This window comes from Streptomyces sp. WMMB 322 (genome assembly GCF_900090145.1).
Taxonomy (GTDB): Bacteria; Actinomycetota; Actinomycetes; order Streptomycetales; family Streptomycetaceae; genus Streptomyces.
Window position 1 is genome coordinate 81,527 of the sequence record NZ_FMHI01000015.1, and the last position, 22,265, is coordinate 103,791.

Consider the following 22,265-nt stretch of genomic DNA (forward strand, 5'->3'; position numbering starts at 1 on the left):
GGCCTGTGCATCCTGAGGGGCGCGCAGGCCGGTTTCGTCTTGCGCGGCTCCCCGCCTGTGGCTTCCTGCCTGCGGCTTCCGCCGTGTGGCTTCGTCCGTGTGGCGCCGGGGCGAAAGATCGAACGGTCCGGTGACGTGGCAGTCGATCTCCATGGCCCGGCGTGCCCCGCTGCATACCGTCGATGTGACGGGCCGTCCGGCCGTCGTCGCACCGCGGAGGACGAAGATGCAGGCCAAGGAGCACCCGGCGGAGACCGGCCCGCCGGAAGGACACACCCCCGGACCCGGCGAGCACGGCGCACGCCGCGCCCCTCAACAGCCGCAGGGGCACGGGCGGTTCGCCCGAATGCGCGACGTCGCCCGCGGGGGCGGGAAGGGCAGCTCGCCCCTCGGTCCGCCCCCGGGTCCGACGCGGCCGGGATTCTGGCGCAGCCCGCTCCGCGGCCCGTGGCTGACCTCGATGTTCGGCCTGGTCCTCCTCGTCGGCATCATCGTGCTCTTCGTGACGGGCCTGCTGTCGTACGCCGCGTACAACCCCGGCCTGGGGCCGCCCAACGACACGACGCCGGGCAAGGGCTGGCTCGGCTTCTACCTCTTCCCCTGGCCGACGGACCCTCCGTGGCTGTACCGCCTCAACCAGGGTGTGCACGTCACGCTCGGGGTCGTCCTGGTGCCGGTTCTGCTGGCGAAGCTGTGGTCGGTCGTGCCGAAGCTGTTCACCTGGCCGCCCGTGCGCTCCCTCAGCCATGCGCTGGAGCGGCTCTCGCTGCTGCTGCTCGTCGGCGGGGCGCTTTTCGAGTTCGCAACCGGCCTGCTGAACGTGCAGCTGGACTACATCTTCCCCGGTTCCTTCTACACCCTCCACTTCTACGGAGCCTGGGTCTTCATCGGCGCCTTCGTCGTGCACATCGCCTTCCGCATCCCCGTCATGGTGCGGGCCCTGCGCAGCCGCGACCTGCGCAGGGAACTGCGCACCCCCACTCGCCGCACGGAGCCCGAACCGCCCGACGCAACCGGGCTGGTCACTCCCGATCCGGCACCGGCGACGATCTCCCGGCGGGGCGCCCTGGGCATGGTCGGCGCGGGCTCACTCGTGCTGTTCGTGGTGACGGCCGGCCAGAGCATCGGCGGATCGCTACGTGAGACGGCCGTACTGGCGCCGCGTCACACCGACCCCGGCACCGGACCCAACGGGTTCCAGATCAACAAGACCGCAGAGGCGCGGGGAATCCGGGCCGCCGACGTCGGGGAGGACTGGCGGCTGACGGTGCGCTCCGGCGACCGGGAGAGGATCCTCACCCGGCAGCAGCTGCTGGAACTGCCGCAGCACACCGCCGCCCTCCCCATCGCGTGCGTGGAGGGATGGTCGACCGACGACCAGGAGTGGAGCGGCGTGAGGCTGACGACGCTGGCGGCACTCGCCGGGTTCCGCGACGGCCCTCCGGAGGTCTTCGTCGAATCGGCGCAGCGCAGCGGCTCGTTCCGCTCGGCGAACCTGCGCGACAACCAGGTCCGCGACCCGCGGTCCCTGCTCGCACTCCAGGTCAACGGAGCGGACCTGTCCCTGGACCACGGGTATCCCGCACGCGTCATCGTTCCGGCCAACCCCGGCGTGAACAACACGAAGTGGGTCACGCGCCTGACCTTCGGAGCGCGGCCGTGACGGGCGGCCCGGCAGAGGAGAACTCGGGAGACAAGGACCCGAGGGGTGACGAGACCCCGAGGGGTGACGCGCGTCCCGGGGACACGAGCCCGACGGGCGACCGGAATTCGGGGGACCACCGGCCGGGGGACCACGGCCCGGAGAAGGGGGGCCCGGAGGAGAGGGGGCCGGGGGACCGCGGCCCGGAGAAGGGGGGCCCGGAGAAGAGGGGGCCGGGGGACCGCGGCCCGGGAGAGGGAGGCCCGGCGAAGGAAGGCCCGGGGGAGGAGGGTCCGGAGCGGGAAGGCCCGGAGAAGGAAGGCCCGGCGAAGAGGGGCCCGGAGCGGGGCAAGGGCCTGGCTGCGTTCCGCGCGAGGTACGGGGCATCGCCGTTCCATCTGCTCCTGGTGCTCAGCTCATTCGCGCTGGCCGGGTACGCCGGCGTCCGGCTGCTGGAGGGGAACACGCTCGGTGTCGTCCTGTGGTTCGTGGGCGCAGCGGTCGTGCACGACCTCGTCCTCGTTCCGCTCTACTCGGTCGCCGACCGTGCGCTGCGGGCGGTCACGGCATGGCCGCGCAAGGCCCGTGGGCGCGGGACGGAGGCATCATCGGGGCAGCCGGAGCGGCCGGAGCAGGTCAACTATGTGCGGGTGCCGGCAGTCATTTCGCTGCTGCTGTTTCTCGTCTGGTTTCCGCTCATCCTGGAGCGGGGCGGTCGCTACGCCTCGTACACCGCTCTCGATCCGGGCGTGTTCATGGGCCGCTGGCTGCTGGTCACCGCGGCGCTCTTCGCCCTCTCGGCGGTGTGCCTGCTGGCGCGGGCAGTGCGGGGACGGCGGCGGGCGGACCGTGAGGACGGGGTATAGCGCCCGCCTCCTCGTCATGTCCGTCGTGCGGCCTTCCGCCGTACGACGGCGAATCCGTGTGCAGGCAGTGTCAGTTGGGCCTCCGGACCGGGGAGGGTGTGCCGGCTGCGGAGCCGTGCCCGTACGTCGTACAGCTCGACGGTCACAGATCCTTGACCGGGCAGTGTCACCTCGGCCGTGTGTGCCTGTCCGTCACCGTTGTGGAGGAGAGCGATGCTTCGCTCCGGCCCGTGGAGCACCCGTCGTGCCACGGCGGGCCGCACCAACACGGCGTCGACGCGCAGGGGATGCTCTCCGACGGCTTCGGCGCGCGCCCGCAGCCGTGCTCCTGGTGCGAACGTCTCCGGCAGTGCAACCGGCGTGAGCGCACCGGGTGCTGCGGTGATGCCCTGGTCTCCGGCAGTGCCGTGGTCGACGCGGGTGACCCGGGGGCCGGAGCCGCGGACGCCCCAGCGCGTCGCGCCGGCTTCGGTGTCGGGGACCAGGTTGACGACCGGCGAGGCGAGCAGGGGCCCTTCGGTGTCGTCGGGAAGTGTCCACGAGATGCCTCCGCCCTCGCGCAGGGCGGCGTAGGCGCCGCCGCTGTACTGCGACTCCCCGGTCCAGGGCGAGTCGGGGCTCACGGACTCGGCGGCTCCCGTCAGTTCGCCCTTCTCGGCCTCCAGTACGCGCAGTCCGTCACGTTCGCCGGTGCCGCCCAGACCCAGCGGGGAAGCGACGGAGCGCACGCCTCCGCGGTCGCTGAGCGAGTCGAGGGCGAGCATCGAGAGCAGGCCGTGAATGGTGGATTCGGCCCCGGAGTTGCGGTTGATCTTGCCGTCGGGGCCGACGCCGTCGAAGGTGATGCCGGTGCCCGGGTCGTAGACCGCTTCCCCTGCCGCGTTGGCCCCGAAGTACCAGGCGGCGGTGAGCGCCGCCAGCGGGTACAGGCCAGGTGCGCCGCCGTTCTCGGCGACGGTGAGCAGGGCGCGCAGGCGGGAGTCGACGCCGTAAGCGATCTGGTTGCGGTCGACGGGGGCGGGCAGCCAGCCGTTGTCGCAGCCTCCGGCCGTCAGCAGTTCGGGAGTGAAGCCGGCCGTGTCGGCGAGCGCGGTACGGAGCAGCCCGGGGCGTGAGAGCACGGACGCCGCGGTTGCGAGCGCGGTCGGCATCTGGGCGCCCCAGGCGTGCCACTGCGAGACAGCCGCCGCGCTGGGCAGCACCGCCCCGTACGGCCACCGGCCCGGTCCGCCGGAGGCCAACGCGGCGATGCCTTCGGCCAGTTGCGCCATGACCCTCCGGGCGCGGGTGCCGCCGCCCGCCCGCACGTAGGCGGCGAGGCCGAGCACCGCCTCCGAGGAGGCGTCCGCGCCGTGGGTGATGAGCCAAGCGGGCACACGACGGCCGTCGGCGGTCTCCCATGTCCCGTACCGGCTCAGCACATCGCGTTCGAGGGCGGTCAGGGCCATATCGAGGCGGTCGCGGAGGAACGCGGCGAAGGCGGGGTCGGTACGGCGGCACGCTTCGAAGCCCTCGCCGAGCGCCCAGACGAACCGGGCCAGCCAGTAGGAGGGGCCCGAGTCCGAGGGGTCGGGCTTCTCGGGCGGATAGGCGCTGCGGGTGAGGGTGCCGTCGGCCTGCTGCCACAGGACGACGTTGCCGGCGTGGGGGCCGTCGGTGGTCTGGAGATAGCAGAGGCCGCGCAGCAGTTGCCGGGCCGAGTCGCGGCTGCGGCCGGAGCCCGTGCTCACCCAGTGCCGAAGGTGCACGACTGCGGCGCGGGCGATGTCGTCGGCGTTGAAGGCGCCTTGCTCGTAGTGCCCTGTCTCCGGATCGAGTCTTCCACCGCCGATGCGCTTGTAGGAGCCGTCGTCCTGCCGTTCGGCGTAGGTCCACAGCGTTCCGAGCCGGGGCTCCTCGCGCAGCCGGTAGGTGTCGTGCCCCGGGAGCGGTTCCGGCTCGACCGTGTCGCCGAGGAAGCGGAGGTGGGCGAGATTGGTCAGGCGGCCCGTGCCGCCGCGGGCGGCGGGGGAGGCGGCGCGTGCCGGTGCGGCCCCGAGCAGTGACGAGGCCGGTACGGCGGCGCCCAGGGCGAGGAGTCTTCTGCGGGGCACACTCATGGTCTCGGCTCCTCTTCCCTGTCTTCTTCCGGACGTTCGACTGCGTCCCGGCGTGCGTTCCGGCCTGCGGGCCGGCGTGCTGTCCGGTCGTGTCCTGGCTGGTGCCCGACCGTGCAGGTCTCCGCCGGCCGGCTGGAGGGTCTCGCACCCTGCCCGTTTAAATCGGTTTAGACAACCCCACGGACAGACTTGGAGCACCCGGCGCCGCACGCGGTGCCTCGTTCGGATCACGGGACGGCCGCATGAGGATGCCCGCTGCCGCGGCTCTCGGTCCGTCAGGAAGTAATGGCGCAATCCGGTCCGCTGCTCATCAGCCGAACGGCACACCCGGGCCAATGGCCGAGCGGCCCGGCGGAAGGCCGTCGTCGTCGGCATGGCGGTGGTGTCTCACCCGGCATCATCACCCCGTCGGTACGGGTCCGGGAGCCGGCCGGGCTGCGGGGCCGGCCGGCTGCCGACCGAAACCGGGGCCGGCCGTCGGGGGTGCGCGAGCAGGAGGAGTCAGGCTTCGGCGCCGTGGCGGGACTTGGTGGCGCGGCTCAGTTCCTCGTTGATGCGCTGGGCTTCTTCGAGCTGGTCTTCGAGGATGATGATGCGGCAGGCGGCCTCGATGGGAGTGCCCTGGTCGACGAGTTCGCGGGCTCGGGCGGCGATGCGCAGCTGGTAGCGGGAGTAGCGGCGGTGGCCGCCTTCGGAGCGCAGGGGGGTGATGAGGCGGGCTTCGCCGATGGCGCGAAGGAAGGCGGGCGTGGTGCCGAGTATTTCGGCGGCACGGCCCATGGTGAAAGCGGGGTAGTCGTCGTCGTCGAGACGGCCGAGTGAGTTTTCCTCTGTCATTTGCACCTCTGGTAGGGAACGCATCGTGGGGCCCTGGTGCCGAACGGCACCAGGGCCCCGAGGGATTTGAACACCATCTGCCGGCTTACTGCAGTGCCGGCCTTCTCTTTCCGCACCGACCCCTGGAAGAGGGGAGCGCGTGCGGGGATCGCGGATGCGTGACCGTGGGACCACCTTCCATTCCGGGGCCTGCGGTACCCGGGCTGTCGGTTTCCTCGCCCGGGCGATCCTGGATGGCGTCTGCCTCCTTCTTTCTCTTTCGTGCTGTTCAACTTGCTTGCCACTACGGGTACTGCGTTCTTACGGCGGCTCCTGGTGAGCCACCCGGCCCGGCAGTCAGCGAGGGGACCCCGAGATCCTTCCGGCCCCGCCACTCCACTGCCGTGCCCGACTTGCTGGTCCTGCATGCGCGGCAGTTCATCCTCTGCCGCGCCTTCTCGATCTCTTGGCTACGAGGAAGACACTAACTCCGGGAGGCTCACATGTCTACTCCCGCCATGACAGATTTTCTGGGAGGAGGAATGTCGGCTTCCGTCCTCTGCGGCCCCCGGAAAGCTGCACCGGAGAGCACTGCCGGCGGAGTATGAAGGTCTGCCGGGGCGGGCATGCGGCTGGGCACGGCAAGAGCGGCACAACGATCCAAGTGGGGTGTACGCGCATGAACGGCACGATGATCACCAGCATGCCGAATCCCGGGGCGACCGTGGTGCGGGGCGATCGCTCGTGTGACGTTCACAAGGCCCGCGACGCCGCCCGTGCCTTCGCCGACAGCCTCACGCCGGCACCGGACGGCTCCATGGCGGACACCTTGGTCCTGGTGGTCTCCGAACTCGTCACCAACGCCCTGCGTCACGGTGGCGGCCGGTACACCCTGGAGCTGTCCGCCGGCCCGGACGCGCTGGCCGTCGCGGTCAGCGACCTCAGCCCGGCGGGCCCGTGCGAGCGGACACCCGACCGCAGCGGCGGCAGCGGCGGCTTCGGCTGGCACATGATCCGCAGCGTCGCCGGCCGCCTGACCATCACACTCGGCCCAGGGCCAGGCAAGACCATCCGCGTCCGGCTCCCGCGAGAGCTCCGCCCGGAACCGGAGGGCGCGTCCGGCGTCGGAGCCGACCTCTGCGCACGGCGATGACCCGGATCGGCACGGCGATGACCCGGATCGCGAACGCTGCCGGGCGCCGGCGCCAAGTCATGCCGGCCGCACAGCGGCCACCCGGCCGTGCGACGTGTATCTGTGCGTGGGGAACGGCCGGCGTGGGCGAGGCGCGGAGTCATGAGTTTCGCCGTCGGCCGGATGGGAGGCGTCGTCGACCGTCCGACGAAGACCACCGCGAGTCCGCGGTGGCGTCGCCGTCGACTGCGGGCGACTCCACCGAGGATTCGCGCTGTAGCGCTGGATCGCCTTCCTGTCGAGTCCGTCGTACGAACAGGCGGAAAACAGCGGGTACTTGAGCCCCGAGTTGGTGGGCAGGCGTGGTCGGGCCGGGGTGTGGCGGCCGAAAGCGCACGATCATGCACCGGCGTGGAGCTGAAATCGCACCATGTGCGTGCCCGTACACGTGAATTCGTGGCAGGTACTTGCCATTGTGTGTCCGTCTCTTGTGACTCACGAGTATCCCGTCGTACGTTCTCCGCGCGTAGACATTCCGACCCCACCGGGACAGTCGCCAAGGAGACCGCCGTGACCCCCAACCACATTGCTCCGAGGGTGAGATCGAGCAGACGCACGCCGATTCCGGGGTGGGCAGCCGTGCCCCCTCGGGCCACCGGTGCGGCGGATGCACGGACCTCCGCCCGTCCGCCCGCTGCTCACTCCCCCTCCCTCCCCGTGCCCTTCGACGGATGATGTGAGGGTCCGGCCCCGAAGCCCTCCCGGCGGCGTATTTGCGCGTTTCCTCAATGGTGGCCGCCGGTGCGGGGAGCTGGGGCACAATCGCCGGACAACCGGAATCCGCCCGGCGTGACCCGCCCCGGGCCACCGGCAGGCCGACCTCCTGCCGTCGCGGTGGCTCGTCGCGGCCGCCGGCTGATCCGGAAATCCCGCTCCAATGCTGTGATCTGCCACACAGTGCTCGTGTGGCATGTAAGCGGACGGTTACATGGCCATGACAAACGTAATGACCGCTGCGTTCCGTCTTCATGACGCGTGTGTCAAGGCCCTGCTCGGTGTGCCCCGGAGGGCGAAATGCCCGGCACTGGGCGCCTCTTCGGCAGTTGACGGAGAGTGACGAGCACGCGGAAAACCATCGGTTGACCGCACAGTAACCGTCCCGTCTACTACGCATGGTCAGCTGGCCGAAGCGATCGTGCAGTCGGGAGAGCCCATGAGGATGCTGGACAAGGACGCGTCCCACGTGTCCTCGCGATCCAACCCGGTCATCGCGATCAACCCCCTGCACAGGCCGTCACCACGGCTGACCGCGGGCGCCTGCGCGGCAGGTGCACTCGGAGTGCTCGAACTGCCCGCCGGTGACGGTGCGTTGCGCGAAGCGGCCGAGCATCTCGACCGCACGGACCGATGGGCGGCACGCCCCTTCGGAGTACGTGTCCGCCCCGGCTGCCCGGTGACGGACGGCGACCTTCCCGCAGCCGCGGAGACCGTACTGCTCGCCGACCCCGCCAGGTCACCGGGGGAGTTCGGCGGCAGACGCGTCCTCGTCGAGGTCGTCGGGCTGGACGAGGCACGCCGCGCCGCTGCCGCCGGGGCCCACGGCCTCATCGTCCGAGGCAGCGAGAGCGGGGGCCGCGCCGGGGAGTTGAGCACCTTCGTGCTGCTCCAGCATGTCCTCGCGGCCCTCGGCGGAACACGGGACGGGCTGCCCGACGGCATGCCCGTGTGGGCCTGCGGCGGCATCGGGCCCCACACCGCTGCCGCCGCCGTCGCGGGCGGCGCGGCCGGTGTCGTACTGGACACACAGCTGGCTCTGCTGGACGAGGCCGGACTGCCGCTGGAGATCACCGAGGCCCTCTCCGGCCTGGACGGCTCCGAGACGGTGCTGCACCACGGGATGCGCGTGCTGCGCCGGCGCGGCCCCGGCGCCCCCGAACTGCCAGACGACGCCGAGGAGTTCACCTCCCGCGTAGGCGGCGACGACTTGCGCACGCAGTTCCTCCCCGCCGGCCAGGACGTCTTCCTCGCCGCGTCCTTCGCGCGCAGGTGGAACTCCGTCACCGACGTCGTACGGGGCATCCGCGAGGCCGTCGCGGCCGCCGTTCAGGACGACGGGGCGGCCGCGGCACTCGGCCCCGGCGCTCCCGGCGCCGCCGCCCTCGGTACCCGGCTGCCCGTCGCGCAGGGGCCGATGACACGCGTCAGCGACCAGCCGGAGTTCGCCGCCGCCGTCGCCGCGGACGGCGCGCTGCCCTTCCTCGCGCTGGCGCTCGCCGGCGCCGAGCAGACCAGGACCATGCTGGAGGCCACCAAGTCCGCGCTGGGCGAGGCGCCTTGGGGCGTGGGCATCCTCGGGTTCGCCGACGAGGAGATCAGGGCGGCCCAGCTGGAGGCCGTACGCCAGACGAAGCCCACGCACGCGATCATCGCCGGCGGCCGTCCCGCACAGGCGGCCGCGCTGGAGGCGGAGGGCATATCCACCTTCCTGCACGTGCCCTCGCCGGGGCTGCTGCGGCAGTTCCTCGCCGCCGGCGCCCGCAAGTTCATCTTCGAGGGTGCCGAGTGCGGAGGCCACGTCGGTCCGCGCAACAGCTTTCCGCTGTGGGAGGCACAGGCCGAGATCCTGCTGGAGTTCGTGGCGAAGGAGAGACCCGGCGCTGCCGGTGAGATCACCGTCCTCTTCGCCGGCGGCGTGCACGACGAACGATCCGCATCGATGGTCGCCGCCCTGGCCGCACCGCTGACCCGCGCCGGGGTCGCCACCGGCGTACTGATGGGCACCGCCTACCTGTTCACCCAGGAAGCCGTGGACGCGGGAGCCATCCTTCCGCGCTTCCAGCAGCAGGTCGTCGCCGCCGAGCGCACCGACCTGCTGGAGACCGCACCCGGACACGCCACGCGGTGCGCGCACAGCGCCTTCACCTCCCACTTCGCCTCCCTCAAGCAGCAGTTGCGCCAGGCCGGCGTCCCCGAGCGGGAGATCTGGGAGCAGCTGGAGAAGTTCAACGTCGGGCGGCTGCGCGTCGCCAGCAAGGGCATCGAACGCGTCGGGCCCGAGCTGCGCGGCGTGGACGAGCAGCGCCAGGGCGACGAGGGCATGTTCATGGCCGGTGAGGTGTGCGTGCTGCGCACGGACGTCACGACCGTCGCCGCGCTCCACGAGTCCGTCGGCGAGCGGGCCGCCTCGGTGCTGCGCGAACGCTCACGGCGGCTGCGGGACGAACTCGGCCTCGTGGAGCGGGGATCGGGGCAGGAGGAGGAGAGCCGGGCCGAGCCGCTGCGCATCGCGGTCGTCGGCATGGCGGGCATGTTCCCCGGGGCCGAGGACCTCTCCGCCTTCTGGGCGAACGTGCTGGCCGGCAAGGACTGCGTCACCGAGGTGCCGGAAGAGCGCTGGGACCCGGAGCTGTACTACGCGCCGGACGGCGATGGGGAGCGCACCCCCTCACGCTGGGGAGGGTTCCTGCCCGAAATCCCCTTCGACCCGCTGAGTTTCGGCATCCCGCCCGCCTCGCTCGCCAGCATCGAGCCCGTGCAGCTGCTGGCGCTGGAGGCCGCGCGGCGGGCCCTGGCCGACGCGGGCTGCGAAGGGCGGCCCGTCGACCACTCCCGCACGTCCGTCGTCTTCGGTGCGGAGGCCGGCAGCGACCTGTCCAACGCCAGCGTCCTGCGCACCGTTCTCCCGGCATACCTCGGCGGGGACCTGCCCGCCGCTCTCGACGAACAGCTGCCGCATCTGACCGAGGACTCCTTCCCCGGTGTCCTCGCCAACGTCATCGCCGGGCGCATCGCCAACCGGCTCAACCTCGGCGGGGCCAACTACACCGTGGACGCCGCGTGCGCCTCGTCGCTGACCGCCGTGGACGTGGCCTGCAAGGAACTGGTCACCGGCACCAGCGACATGGTGCTGTGCGGCGGCGCCGACCTGCACAACGGGATCAACGACTACCTGCTCTTCTCCTCCGTGCACGCCCTCTCGCCGACGGGGCGCTCCTCCACGTTCGACGACGGCGCCGACGGCATCGCGCTCGGCGAGGGCGTCGGCTGCGTCGTGCTCAAGCGCCTCGCGGACGCCGAGCGCGACGGCGACCGCATCTACGCGGTGATCGACGGCGTCGGCAGCGCCAGCGACGGCCGCGCGCTCGGCCTGACCGCGCCCCGCCCCGAGGGCCAGCGTGCCGCGCTGACCCGCGCCTACCGCAACGCGGGCGTATCGCCCGCGCAGATCGGCCTGATCGAGGCGCACGGCACGGGCACGGTGGTGGGCGACCGTACCGAACTGACCACGCTCACACAGGTGTTCACGGAGGCGGGTGCGGCGCCCGGAAGTTGCGCCATCGGGTCGGTGAAGTCGCAGATCGGGCACACCAAGTGCGCCGCCGGCCTGGCGGGCCTGATCAAGACGACGCTGGCCCTGTACCACGGGGTGAAGCCGCCGACGCTGCACATCGAGGAGCCCAACGCGGCCTGGAGCCGGGAGAGCAGCCCGTTCTTCTTCCACTCCGCGGCAAGGCCGTGGGCCGCCGAGGCTTCCGAACGTGTCGCGGGTGTAAGCGCATTCGGCTTCGGCGGGACGAACTTCCACGCCGTCCTGCGCGCATACGACCAGGCGCCCTCCGTGCACTCCGGCGACGAGTGGCCGGTGGAGCTGTTCACCTTCCGCGGCAAGGACGACGCCGCGGCGCAGCGCGCCGTGCGCCGCCTCCTGGAGCAGGTCGACCAGGCCGGGCAGACGGGACGGGGCGGCGCGTGGCGGCTGCGGGACCACGCGCTCGGTGCCGCCCGCGTCAGCGACTCGGCCGCCGTGCGGGGCGAACCGGTGCGCATCGCTCTGCTCGCGCAGAGCGTCGCAGAGCTGCGCGGGCTGCTGCACCGTGCGGCCGAGGGCGCGCACGATCCGGCGGCGGGCATCTTCGCCGCCTCCGGCAGCGCCACGGGCGAGGCGTCGGAGGGAGGCGACATCGCGTTCCTCTTCCCGGGCCAGGGCAGCCAGCGCCCCGGGATGCTCGCCGACCTCTTCGTCGCCTTCCCCGAACTCCAGCGCTACCTGCACCTGGGCAGGCGCTGGGCGGACGTGCTGTACCCGCCGACGGCCTTCGACAAGGCGACCGCCGACGCGCAGCTCGCCCGCATCACCGACACCGCCGTCGCCCAGCCGGCCCTGGGCATCGTCGAACTCGCCGCCGCCGACCTGCTCGCCTCCCTCGGCATACGCCCGGACATGGCCGCCGGTCACAGCTACGGCGAACTCGTCGCGCTGGGCGTGGCGGGGGCGCTGTCGCCCCAGGACGTGCTGACGGCCAGCGCCGCACGCGCCGAGGCGATACTCGGCCAGATCCCGGACGATGGTGACGCCGGGGCCATGGCCGCCGTGACCGCGCTCCCCGAAAAGGTCGACGAGGTACTGGCGTTGGCGGGGCTCGACGGTGAGGTCGTCACGGCCAACCGGAACTCGCCGAGGCAGACCGTGATCTCCGGCCCGACGGAGGCCGTCACGAAGGCGGTCGGTCACCTCAAGGACGCCGGTCTGTCAGCCAGGACGCTCCAGGTGGCCTGCGCCTTCCACAGCCCGCTCGTGGCAGGCGCCGGAGAAGTGTTCGCCCGGACGCTGCAGTCGATGTACATACACGCGCCCGGACTTCCCGTCTGGTCCAACAGCACGGCAGAGCCCTACGACGCCGTCCCCCATGCGGTGCGCGCAGGACTCGCCGAACAGATCGGGTCGCCGGTCCGGTTCGCCGAGCAGATCGAGTCGATGTACGCGGCGGGCGCACGCGTCTTCGCGGAGGTCGGCCCGGGCAAGGTCCTGACCAGGCTCGTATCGGCGATCCTCGGCGATCGTCCACACAGTACGGTCACATTCGAGGACGCCGGGCGCGGAGGACTGTACGGTTTTCTCGCCGGTGTCGCACAACTTGCCGTCGCCGGCGCAGACGTGCGCACCGCAAAGCTCTACCAGGGGCGGGACGCCGTCGACCCGGAGAGCGCCACCCCCGGCAAGCCCGCCGGCTGGACCGTGGACGGTCAGCTCGTCCGTCTCGCCGACGGCACCATCCCGCCCAACGCCCTTCGTCCCCCACGCCCAGTCACGGAGCTGATCGTGCCGGAACCCCCCACGCAGGACGGCACCACGCTGTCCGGTCCGGACGCTCTCATCGCCGAATTCCTGCGCTCCAGCAGGGAGATGGTCACCGCGCAGAGAGATGTGCTGCTGCGCTACCTGGGAGCTGCCGAACTTCCCCCCGCCCCCGCCGGTTCGCCGGCGCTGCCCGCACCCGCCGTCACAGTGCCCGCCGCGCCTGCCCCCGCGACGGCCGCGAACACCCCCGCCGGGCCGGCGTCCGCGCCTTTGCCCGCCGCTGCTCCGGCGTCGTCCGGTGATGGTGCCGCTGCCGCTGTGTTGTCGGCGGATGCGGTGCTGGAGTCGGTGTTGTCGGTGGTGGCGGAGCGTACGGGTTATCCGGTGGACATGATCGAGCCGGGGTTGGATCTGGAGGCGGATCTGAGTGTGGATTCGATCAAGAGGGCTGAGATTGCCGGTGAGTTGGCGGTGCGGTTGGGTCTGCCTGTGGGGCGGGACGCCGATGTGGAGGAGCTGAGTGCGGCCCGTACGGCGGCCGCGGTCTCCGAGCTCCTCGTCGCCAGACTCGGCGCCGCCGGGCCGGCGTCCGCCCCGTTGCCCGGCGCTGCTCCGGCGTCGTCCGGTGATGGTGCCGCTGCCGCTGTGTTGTCGGCGGATGCGGTGCTGGAGTCGGTGTTGTCGGTGGTGGCGGAGCGTACGGGTTATCCGGTGGACATGATCGAGCCGGGGTTGGATCTGGAGGCGGATCTGAGTGTGGATTCGATCAAGAGGGCTGAGATTGCCGGTGAGTTGGCGGTGCGGTTGGGTCTGCCTGTGGGGCGGGACGCCGATGTGGAGGAGCTGAGTGCGGCCCGTACGGCGGCCGCGGTCTCCGAGCTCCTCGTCGCCAGACTCGGCGCCGCCGCACCCGCGACCGGGGCTGCGCAGTCCGCGGCCTCCGCAGCAGTGCCCGCACCGGCGCAGGACGCGCCCTCCGAGCAGGCCGCCGCGGGCGGCGCCGTCGTCGTGGCGCCGCAGCGGCTGGAGTTCACCGAGACCGAGCTGCCTGCACCGCCCGCCCCCGCCCTCGCCGAGGGCACCACCGTCACCGTCCTCGGCGGCGGCGCACTGGGCACCCTCGTGGCGGAACGCCTCCGGGAGCTGGGCGCCATGCCGCACACCGTGCCGGACGGCCAGCCGCTCCCGGAGCAGGTCGGCGAGATCGTCTTCCACTTGCCCTTCCTGGAGTCGCCGGAGACCACGCTCCCGGAGACCTTCCCGCTCTTCCAGGGCATCCTGGCCTCCGGACCCGCGCGGCTGATCGGGGCGGACCGGCGCGCGGAAGGCGCCGCCTCCGGTCTGCGGGGCTTCTTCCGCAGCGTCGCCCGCGAGTACGAGGACGTCGCCGCGACCCTGGTCGAAGTCGGCGCCGACGACGACCCGGACACCGTCGCCCGTCTCCTCGTGGCCGAACTCGGCGCCACGGAGCGCGAACCCGTCGTCCTCTGCGAAGGCGGACGCCGGCGCGCACTGAAGCTGGCACCCAAGGACCTGGGCGCGGTCGCCGCGACGGGCGCCGGCCCGGCCGGTGACGGGGTCTCCGAGGCGGCCGCCGCGGGACTCGACCGCGACTCAGTGCTGCTCCTGGTCGGGGGCGCCCGCGGTATCACCGCGCGCTTCGCCCGCACCGTCGCCGCCGCGAGCCGCTGCCGGATCGAGCTGCTGGGCCGCACTCCCGTGCCGCCGCCGTCCGAGGACCCGGCCACGGCCGCGGCGCCGGGACGCGACGAGTTGCGCACGGCCTTCATCGGCTCCGGGATGACGTCACCGGCGCAGATCGAGCGTGCCGTCTCCGCCGTCCTCGCCGAACGCGAGGTGCGCGAAACCCTCGCCGCGCTGCGGGAGTCGGGCAGCCAGGCCCGCTACCGCTGCGTCGACGCGCTGGACGAGGAAGCCGTACGCGCCGCAGTGAAGGAGATTCACGCGGAGCACGGCAGGCTCGACGGGGTCGTCTACGCGGCAGGCGTCATCGAGGACAAGCTGATCGCGGAGAAGTCGCCGGAGTCCTTCCGCCGTGTCTTCTCCACGAAGGCCGACGGCGCCCGCGTGCTGCTCGACGCCCTGGGCGCCCTGCCCGAATCCCCGCGCTTCGCCGTGCTGTTCGGCAGCATCGCCGGAGCACTGGGCAACCGCGGACAGGCCGACTACGCGGCAGCCAACGACGCCCTGGAGGAGCTGGGCCGGCGCTGGTCGACGGAGGACCGCCGCGGTCTGACCGTGCACTGGGGGCCATGGGCCGCCTCGGAGACCAACAGCGGCATGGTCACACCGGAGTTGATGCGCTCCTACGCGGCTCGCGGCATCGAACTCCTCGACCCCGAGGAGGGGCCGCTGAGTCTGCTGCGCGAACTGGCCTGGGGCGCGCCCACAGTGCACGCGGTGGTCGCCGCTGCGTCCGGCTGGTGAACCGTGTCCGCCCCTGAGCGGGGTCCCTCCCGCACCCCCGTCGCGATCGTCGGCATGGCCGCTCTCTTCCCGGGCGCCGGCGATCTGGACCGCTACTGGCAGAACATCGTCGGCGGCGTCGACGCGATCACCGACGTGCCCGAAGGCCGCTGGGACGAGGAGTTCTACGCGGCCTGGGGGTCCCCCCGGTCGGAGTCCGCGGGAGGGCCACGGCGCGCCGACCGCGTCTACTGCCGGCGCGGCGGATTCATCGACGACACCGCCGAGTTCGACCTGACGCGGTTCGGCATCATGCCCAACTCGGTGCCCGGGACCGAGCCCGACCAGCTCATCGCCCTCGATGTGGCCCACCGGTCCGTCGAGGACGCCGGAGGGGACGGGGTGCTGCCGGAGGACCGGCAGCGGGCAGGAGTCGTACTGGGCCGCGGCGGGTACCTCACGCCCGGTCTGGTGCGGCTCGATCAGCGCGTACGCACCAGCAACCAGGTCGTGCGCACGCTCCGCGAACTCGTGCCCGAACTGGGCGAGGACCGGCTGGAAGAGGTGCGTTCGGCCTTCGCTGCCCAACTCGGGCCCGAAGCACCGGAGTCGGCCATCGGCCTGGTGCCCAACCTGGCGGCCTCGCGTGTCGCGAACAGGCTCGACCTGCGCGGTCCCGCCTACACCGTGGACGCCGCCTGTGCCTCGTCGCTCGTGGCCGTCGACCACGCGGTCCGCGAACTCGACGCCGGACGCTGCGACATCATGCTCGCCGGCGGCGTGCACCACTGCCACGACATCACCCTGTGGTCCGTCTTCAGCCAGCTCGGCGCGCTCTCACGCAGCCAGCGGATACGGCCGCTGCACCGCGGGGCGGACGGCGTCCTCATCGGCGAGGGCACGGGCGTCGTGGTGCTCAAGCGCCTCGCGGACGCCGAACGTGACGGCGACCGGATATACGCCGTCGTGCGCGGCACGGGGGTGGCCAGCGACGGCCGTTCCTCCAGCCTGTTCAACCCCGACCCCGGCGGACAGGTGCGTGCCGTGCGCCAGGCGTGGGACGCCGCGGGGCTGGACCCGCTCGCTCCCGGAGCCATCGGGCTGCTGGAGGCTCACGGCACCGCGACACCCGCCGGTGACGAGGCCGAACTGACCACGCTCGCCGAGGTGTTCGGCACCGGCACCGGGCCCGGAGGGACCGCCGCGGACGGGGGCGAGGGCGCCCGTGCGGTCATCGGCTCGGTGAAGTCGATGATCGGGCACACCATGCCCGCCGCGGGCATAGCCGGACTCATCAAGGCCGCACTGGCCGTCCACCACAACGTGCTGCCCCCGACGCTGCACTGCGACGACCCGCACCCGGCCCTCGCCCGCACGCGCTTCGCGCCGCTCGCCGAGGCACGCCCCTGGGAGGAACCGGAGGGCGGCGCACCGCGCCGGGCAGGCGTCAACGCCTTCGGCTTCGGCGGCATCAACGCCCACGTCGTACTGGAGCAGCCCGCGACGCGGCCCGCCGACCGGAACGCCGCGTCCGGCGGGGGCGCCACCGCCACCGCGGCCGTCGTCGAACCCGAGCGGGTGCTGCGGCTGGCCGCCGACGGACCTGAGGCGCTCGCGGACCTGCTGGAGCGCGACGACGCGGCGGTGCTGGCGCAGGGCCTCGACGAGACCACCTCCGTCACCGCGCGGTGCCGGCTGGGCATCGTCGACCCGACGGCGCGGCGCCTGAAGCTGGCACGCAAGGCCGTCGCCAAGGGCATGCCGTGGTCCGGACGCAGTGACGTGTGGTTCAGCCCCCGCCCCATACTCGGTCCCGCGGGAGGGCTCACCGCCTTCGTCTTCCCGGGGCTGGAGGCCGAGTTCGAACCCAGGGCGGGCGGGCTGGCAGAGCGGTTCGGCCTTGACTTCTCCTTCGGCAGTCAGGCGGAGGTCGGCGACGTCGGACGGCACGGCGCGGCCGTCTTCCAGCTCGGCAGGATTCTCGACGCCGCACTGCGCGCACTCGCCGTCGTCCCGGACGCCGTGGCCGGGCACAGCGTGGGCGAGTGGACGGCGATGGCGTGCGGCGGCATCCACGCCGCCGACGAAGTCGACGCGTTCCTGGCCGGGTTCGACCCGGACGCGCTGCGCGTGCCGGGAGCCGTCTTCGGCGTCCTCGGCATGCCCGCCGATGACGTCCTCGCGGAGCTGCACGGACGCACGGACGTCGTGCTCTCCCACGACAACGCGCCGAACCAGTCGATGATCTGCGGCTCCGAAGAGGCCGTCGAGGCCATGGTGGCGCGCATGCGCTCCCGCGGAGTGATCAGCCAGGTGCTGCCGTTCCGCTCCGGGTTCCACACGCCGATGCTCGCCCCCTACCTCGGGCCGATCCGCGGCGCGGCGGAGGCCTACCGCCTGCATCCGCAGACGACGCCCGTGTGGTCGGCGACCACGGCCTCGCCGTATCCCGAAGACCCCGATGCGATACGGGAGTTGTTCGTACGGCATCTGCTGGAGCCGGTGCGCTTCCGGCAGATGATCCTGGCCATGTACGACGCCGGTCACCGTGCGTTCATCCAGCTCGGAGCCGGGCAGCTCGGCTCCCTCATCGACGACACGCTCTCCGGATGCGACCGCCTCGTCGTCTCCGCGCACGCCGGTGCGCGGGACAGCCTTGCGCAGCTGCGCCGCGTCGTGACCGCGCTGTGGGTGGAGGGGGCCGAACCGGACGTGCGGCCCCTGCTCGGCTCCGAGGACGCCGGGCGCGCCGGGGCGAAGGCGGGGGCGGGGGCCGGGTCCTCCGCACGCCCCGGGGTGCGGCTCGACCTCGACGGCGCGCTGGTGTCGCTGCCCGAGCAGGTGCACGGAAGCCTCTCCGGAACCGTCGGTCCGGCGGCAGCGGCCGCCTCCGCCGGAACGGCCCCGGCGCCGGCCCCCGCTTTCGCTGCCGCCTCCGCGTCGATGGCGAGGCTGGACAATGCCGGCTCCGGGAATCCGCTGGCCGCCGAACTCTCCGCGCTCCTGCAGGAGACGGCCTCCGCCGCCGCCGACGTGATCGGCGCCGGCACCCGCCGTCACGTGCCGGCCGCGCGGCCCGCGCACAGGAGCCGTCCGGGCGGGCCGACCGCGCGGCGCGGCCCGGCACCGGCGGGTCCGGCACCGGCGGGTCCGGCACCGGCCGGTCCGGCACCGGTGCCGCCCTCCGCGCCCGTGCCTCCCGCCGTTCCGCCTGCCGGGCCCGGAGCGGCGCCGTCCGTGCCCTCGGTGCTCCGCGTGGGGCTGGACGAGATGCCGTACCTGGTCGACCACTGCTTCTTCCGGCAGCGCCCCGGATGGCCCGACGTGGCCGACAGCTGGCCCATCGTGCCCGCCACCACCGTGATCGGACACCTCATGGAGATCGCCGAAAGCGCCGTGCCGGGCATGCGCGCGGTCGGCCTTCGCGACGTGCGGCTGCTGAAGTGGATCGAGGCCGTCCCGGCCCACGACGTGCCCGTCGCCGTCCGGCGCACCGCACCCACCGAGGTGGAGGTGGAGCTGACGGGCTCCTCCCGCGCCGTCGTCGAACTCGCCCCCCGCCATGATCCGCCCCCGGCGCCGTGGCCCGTCGACCCGTCCTCGGACCGTGCACCGGACATGCGTGCCGAACAGCTCTACACGGAACGGTGGATGTTCCACGGCCCGAAGTTCCAGGGCGTGAGCGAGCTGACCGCCATCGGCGAGAGGCACGTACGGGGCGTCATCACCGCGCCCGGGGCACCGGGTTCGCTGCTGGACAACGTCGGCCAGCTCCTGGGCTACTGGATCATGGCGACGCTCACCGAGCGCACGACGGTCTTCCCCGTCAGCGTGGACCGCATACGCTTCCACGGCCCCGAGCCCGGAGCCGGCCAGCAGGTGACCTGTTCCGTCCGCATCACCGGCGTCACCCGCAGCTTGCTCACCGCCGACATGCAGCTGCTGCACGAAGGCCGTGTGTGGGCGGAGCTGACGGGCTGGACGGACCGACGCTTCGACACCGATCCCGGAATCCGCGCCGTCGACCGCTTCCCCGGCTGCAACACCCTCTCCGCACAGCAGCCGGAGGGCTGGTCCCTGGTGCACGAGCGCTGGCCGGACCTGGCGACGCGCGAACTGGTGATGCGCAACATGCTCGGCAGCGCGGAACGCGCCGGCTACGCCGCGCTTCCTCCCGTCCGCAGGCGGCAGTTCCTGCTCGGCAGGATCGCGGCCAAGGACGCCGCGCGCGCACTGCTGTGGGCGGAAGGCGCAGGCGACATCTACCCGGCGGAGGTCTCCGTGCACAACGACGACGAAGGCCGGCCCTTCGTCCGCGGCGTGCACGGCCGCACCGTCGGGGAGTTGACGGTCTCCATCGCGCACCGCGGCGAGTGCGGTGTCGCGATCGCACGCCGCGGCCCGTGCGGCATCGACGTCGAGGAGATCACCGCCCGCTCCCGGGCCACCGTCGAGGCGGCCTGCGGAGCGGAGGAACTCGCCCTGCTGCGCGGCCTGTCGGACGGCGGGCCGGAGCACGGCGCGGAGAGTTCAGGAAGTGAGGAGGTCTGGTTCACGCGCATGTGGGCGGCGAAGGAAGCCGTCGCGAAGCTGCGCGGCACCGGACTGCGGGGCCGTCCGTCGGACTACCAGGTGGTCTCGGCGGACACCGACCGGCTCCGGGTGCGTCACGGGGGCCACTCGTACGAGGTGCGGGTGCGGGAGACAGCGAATCCGCCGGGCTTGCCCGAGCGGCGGTATGTGGTCGCGTGGACGGCCGCCCACGAGGAATCAGGAGTGCAAGATGACCACTGACGCGACCCGGTTCGCGCCTGCGCAGCCGCACGGGACGGCGCACGCCGGAACCGGTCCGGGGGAAGTCCTGGCGGACATCGCCGGAATGCTGCGCGAACTGCTCGAGGAGTACGGCTTCGACGAGGCCGAGATAGGAAGGGAGACCACCTTCCACGACGACCTGGAGCTGGAGAGCATCGACCTGGTGACGCTCTCGGGTTCGCTGCGCGAGCACTACGGGGACCGCGTCAACTTCGCCGAGTTCGTGGCCGATCTCGAACTCGACGAGATCATCGCGCTGACCGTGGGTCAACTGGTGGACTTCGTCGTCGCGTCGCTGCGCGCAACGGAAGAGGGCTGATCCGGGATGAAGATCCGTACCGGAGAGATCACCACCCATGTGCAGCGCCTCCCCGCCACCGTGCGCGAGGGGCAGCAGGGCGAGCCGCCCGTCGTGGTGTTCGTGCACGGGCTGCTGACCGACAGCCTGGCGAGCTACTACTTCACGCTCGGGCCCGCGTTCGCCGCGGCCGGCATCGACGTGATCATGTACGACCTGCGCGGGCACGGCCGCAGCGAGCGGCCGGAGAGCGGCTACCGGATCGAGTCCTTCGTCGACGACCTCGTCGCGCTGCTCGACGCGCTCGGTGAGCGGCGGCGGGTGCACGTCGTGGGCAACTCCTTCGGCGGCACGGTCGCGGCCGGGGCAGCCGCCTGGTACCCGGAGCGGATCGCGACGCTCACCCTCATCGAGGCCGAGCCGCCGGTCCAGCGGTGGACACGGCACATGGCCGAGGGGCTCGCTCTCGCCAAGGAGCAGCTCGTGCACGAGGAGGTCATCGACTGGATCAAGGAGAACCGCGGTGCGCAGACCGCGCGCCTTTCGCGCATCGCGGGCCGCATCCTCAACTCCACCACGCTGGGCGCGGAGGTGTGGAGCGGACGTGTCATAGACGACGACCTGTCGGCGATCACCTGCCCCGTGCTGGCGATCTTCGGTGAGGAGTCGGGGCTCGTCGCCCAGGTCCCGTTGTTCGAGAGCGTGCTGGAGCGCTGCCGCACCGTCGTGCTGCCCGACCAGGGCCACTCCGTCCTGGTGGAGCGCACCAAGGAGACACGGGACCTGCTCCTGGACTGGGTGCGCGAGCACGACGAGGCCGAGAAGAGGGCGGCCGGGCACGAACTGGCAGAGGCCGCACGGTGACTCGCCTCCTCTTCGTCGTCCCCCCGCTGGTCGGGCACACCAACCCGCTGCTGGGCGTCGCCGCCGAACTCACCCGCAGGGGCCACCGGGTGGCCTGGGCCGGGTACGGCGAGCTGATCCGGCGCCTGGCGGGAGAGGACGCAGAGGTCCACGAGACGCGGATGCCGGACAGCGACCTCGGCCGGCCGCCGAAGCTGACCGGGCCCGCGGCCTTCCGCTTCCTGTGGGAGGACTTCTTCGCACCGCTGGCCGGACTGATGGCGCCGGGCGTCGACTCCGCGATCCGCGAGTTCCGCCCCGACCTGGTGGTGGCGGACCAGCACGCCGTGGCCGGGGCGCTGGTGGCCGAACGCCACGGCATCCCGTACGTGACGTCGGTGACCACGTCGGCCGAACTCACCGACCCGCTCTCCTCGATGCCGAAGGTGGAGGCGTGGCTGAAGGGCATCTTCGCCTCGCTGCGCGCCGAGTTCGGCGACGAACGGTGCAGCGGCGACCCCCGCTTCTCCCCGCACGGCATCGTCGCCTTCACCGGCCGGGCGCTGCTCGGCGACGCCCCGCTGCCCTGGGACGGCGTGCACATGGTGGGCCCGGCCATCGCCCCGCGCGCACCCCGGTGCGACTTCCCCTACGGGGAGCTCGACCCCGGGCGGCGCAAGGTGCTGGTCACCCTGGGCACGGCCAACGCCGACGCCGGCGGACGGTTCCTCGGCGAGGCCGTCGCCGCGCTGGAGGGCCTGCGCGAGACGGTGCAGGGCATCGTCGTCGACCCCGGCGGTGTGCTCGGAGTACCCCGGGAGCAGACCGGGCCGGGGCAGTCCGGGCTGCTGGTGCGCGAGTACGTGCCGCAGCTCGATCTGCTTCCCCACCTCGACGCCGTCGTGTGCCACGGCGGCCACAACACCGTGTGCGAATCGCTCTGGCACGGCGTCCCCCTCGTGCTCGCGCCGATCCGCGACGACCAGCCGATCGTCTCGGGGCAGGTCGTCGACGCCGGTGCGGGAGTGCGGGTCCGCTTCAACAGGGTCGACGCTCCACGGCTGGCCGCGGCCGTCACGTCCGTGCTCGATCCGGCGGGCGGCCACAAGGAGGCGGCCGAGGCGATCGGCCGGTCCTTCCGTGAGGCCGGCGGCGCGCGGGCCGCCGCGGACCACCTCGACCGCATCGCCGCGCAGGCGGCGAACTACCAGGCAGCAGGCTGACTCCCGCCCGACCAGCGACCTGTAG

Annotated in this window: 10 protein-coding genes; 8 read left to right on the top strand and 2 right to left on the bottom strand. The window is 72.5% G+C overall.

What is annotated here, in order from left to right:
* The first annotated feature begins 346 nt into the window (after positions 1–346).
* Together H180DRAFT_RS21625 and H180DRAFT_RS21630 are read left to right on the top strand one after the other, a co-directional pair.
* The gene (locus tag H180DRAFT_RS21625; protein ID WP_079100306.1) at positions 347–1,663 is read left to right on the top strand and encodes a molybdopterin-dependent oxidoreductase; all 1,317 of its coding nucleotides are present in this window, start codon (positions 347–349) and stop codon (positions 1,661–1,663) included.
* A gap of 386 nt (positions 1,664–2,049) precedes the next feature.
* Positions 2,050–2,508, top strand: coding sequence for a hypothetical protein (locus H180DRAFT_RS21630; RefSeq protein WP_368073138.1), 459 nt, complete (start codon positions 2,050–2,052; stop codon positions 2,506–2,508).
* A gap of 14 nt (positions 2,509–2,522) precedes the next feature.
* Here the strand turns inward: H180DRAFT_RS21630 and H180DRAFT_RS21635 are convergent, their stop codons facing one another.
* Positions 2,523–4,607 (bottom strand): hypothetical protein, encoded by a 2,085-nt coding sequence (locus tag H180DRAFT_RS21635; protein WP_055487774.1) that lies wholly within the window; start codon positions 4,605–4,607, stop codon positions 2,523–2,525.
* 501 nt (positions 4,608–5,108) lie between these two features.
* On the bottom strand, positions 5,109–5,444 hold the full coding sequence (locus H180DRAFT_RS21640; RefSeq protein WP_055487775.1) for a MerR family transcriptional regulator: 336 nt from the start codon (positions 5,442–5,444) through the stop codon (positions 5,109–5,111).
* A gap of 658 nt (positions 5,445–6,102) precedes the next feature.
* Between H180DRAFT_RS21640 and H180DRAFT_RS21645 the strand changes: the two genes are divergently transcribed.
* From H180DRAFT_RS21645 to H180DRAFT_RS21670, 6 genes are all read left to right on the top strand, one after another.
* Positions 6,103–6,576: an ATP-binding protein gene (locus tag H180DRAFT_RS21645; protein WP_055487776.1), complete on the top strand. Its 474-nt coding sequence runs from the start codon at positions 6,103–6,105 to the stop codon at positions 6,574–6,576.
* A gap of 1,192 nt (positions 6,577–7,768) precedes the next feature.
* Complete coding sequence (locus tag H180DRAFT_RS21650) at positions 7,769–15,082, top strand: type I polyketide synthase (RefSeq protein ID WP_055487777.1); 7,314 nt, start codon at positions 7,769–7,771, stop codon at positions 15,080–15,082.
* A 3-nt stretch (positions 15,083–15,085) separates the two neighbouring features.
* Positions 15,086–19,855 carry a type I polyketide synthase gene (locus H180DRAFT_RS21655; protein ID WP_074466925.1) on the top strand — a complete coding sequence of 1,590 codons (4,770 nt, stop codon included), beginning with the start codon at positions 15,086–15,088 and terminating at the stop codon, positions 19,853–19,855.
* 85 nt (positions 19,856–19,940) lie between these two features.
* Entirely contained in the window at positions 19,941–20,195 is a 255-nt protein-coding gene (locus H180DRAFT_RS21660; protein ID WP_055487841.1) for an acyl carrier protein, read from the top strand.
* A 6-nt stretch (positions 20,196–20,201) separates the two neighbouring features.
* Entirely contained in the window at positions 20,202–21,038 is an 837-nt protein-coding gene (locus H180DRAFT_RS21665) for an alpha/beta fold hydrolase (protein WP_055487778.1), read from the top strand.
* The gene (locus tag H180DRAFT_RS21670; RefSeq protein WP_055487779.1) at positions 21,035–22,240 is read left to right on the top strand and encodes a glycosyltransferase; all 1,206 of its coding nucleotides are present in this window, start codon (positions 21,035–21,037) and stop codon (positions 22,238–22,240) included. The genes H180DRAFT_RS21665 and H180DRAFT_RS21670 overlap by 4 nt, the downstream gene beginning before the upstream one ends.
* Positions 22,241–22,265: the final 25 nt, after the last annotated feature.

Bases quoted from the DNA above. Each gene is read 5' to 3' on its own strand.
- H180DRAFT_RS21645 (WP_055487776.1), top strand. From the start codon at position 6,103: ATGAACGGCACGATGATCACCAGCATGCCGAATCCCGGGGCGACCGTG.
- H180DRAFT_RS21650 (WP_055487777.1), top strand. From the start codon at position 7,769: ATGAGGATGCTGGACAAGGACGCGTCCCACGTGTCCTCGCGATCCAAC.
- H180DRAFT_RS21665 (WP_055487778.1), top strand. From the start codon at position 20,202: ATGAAGATCCGTACCGGAGAGATCACCACCCATGTGCAGCGCCTCCCC.
- H180DRAFT_RS21625 (WP_079100306.1), top strand. From the start codon at position 347: ATGCGCGACGTCGCCCGCGGGGGCGGGAAGGGCAGCTCGCCCCTCGGT.
- H180DRAFT_RS21635 (WP_055487774.1), bottom strand. From the start codon at position 4,607: ATGAGTGTGCCCCGCAGAAGACTCCTCGCCCTGGGCGCCGCCGTACCG.
- H180DRAFT_RS21660 (WP_055487841.1), top strand. From the start codon at position 19,941: ATGCTGCGCGAACTGCTCGAGGAGTACGGCTTCGACGAGGCCGAGATA.
- H180DRAFT_RS21640 (WP_055487775.1), bottom strand. From the start codon at position 5,444: ATGACAGAGGAAAACTCACTCGGCCGTCTCGACGACGACGACTACCCC.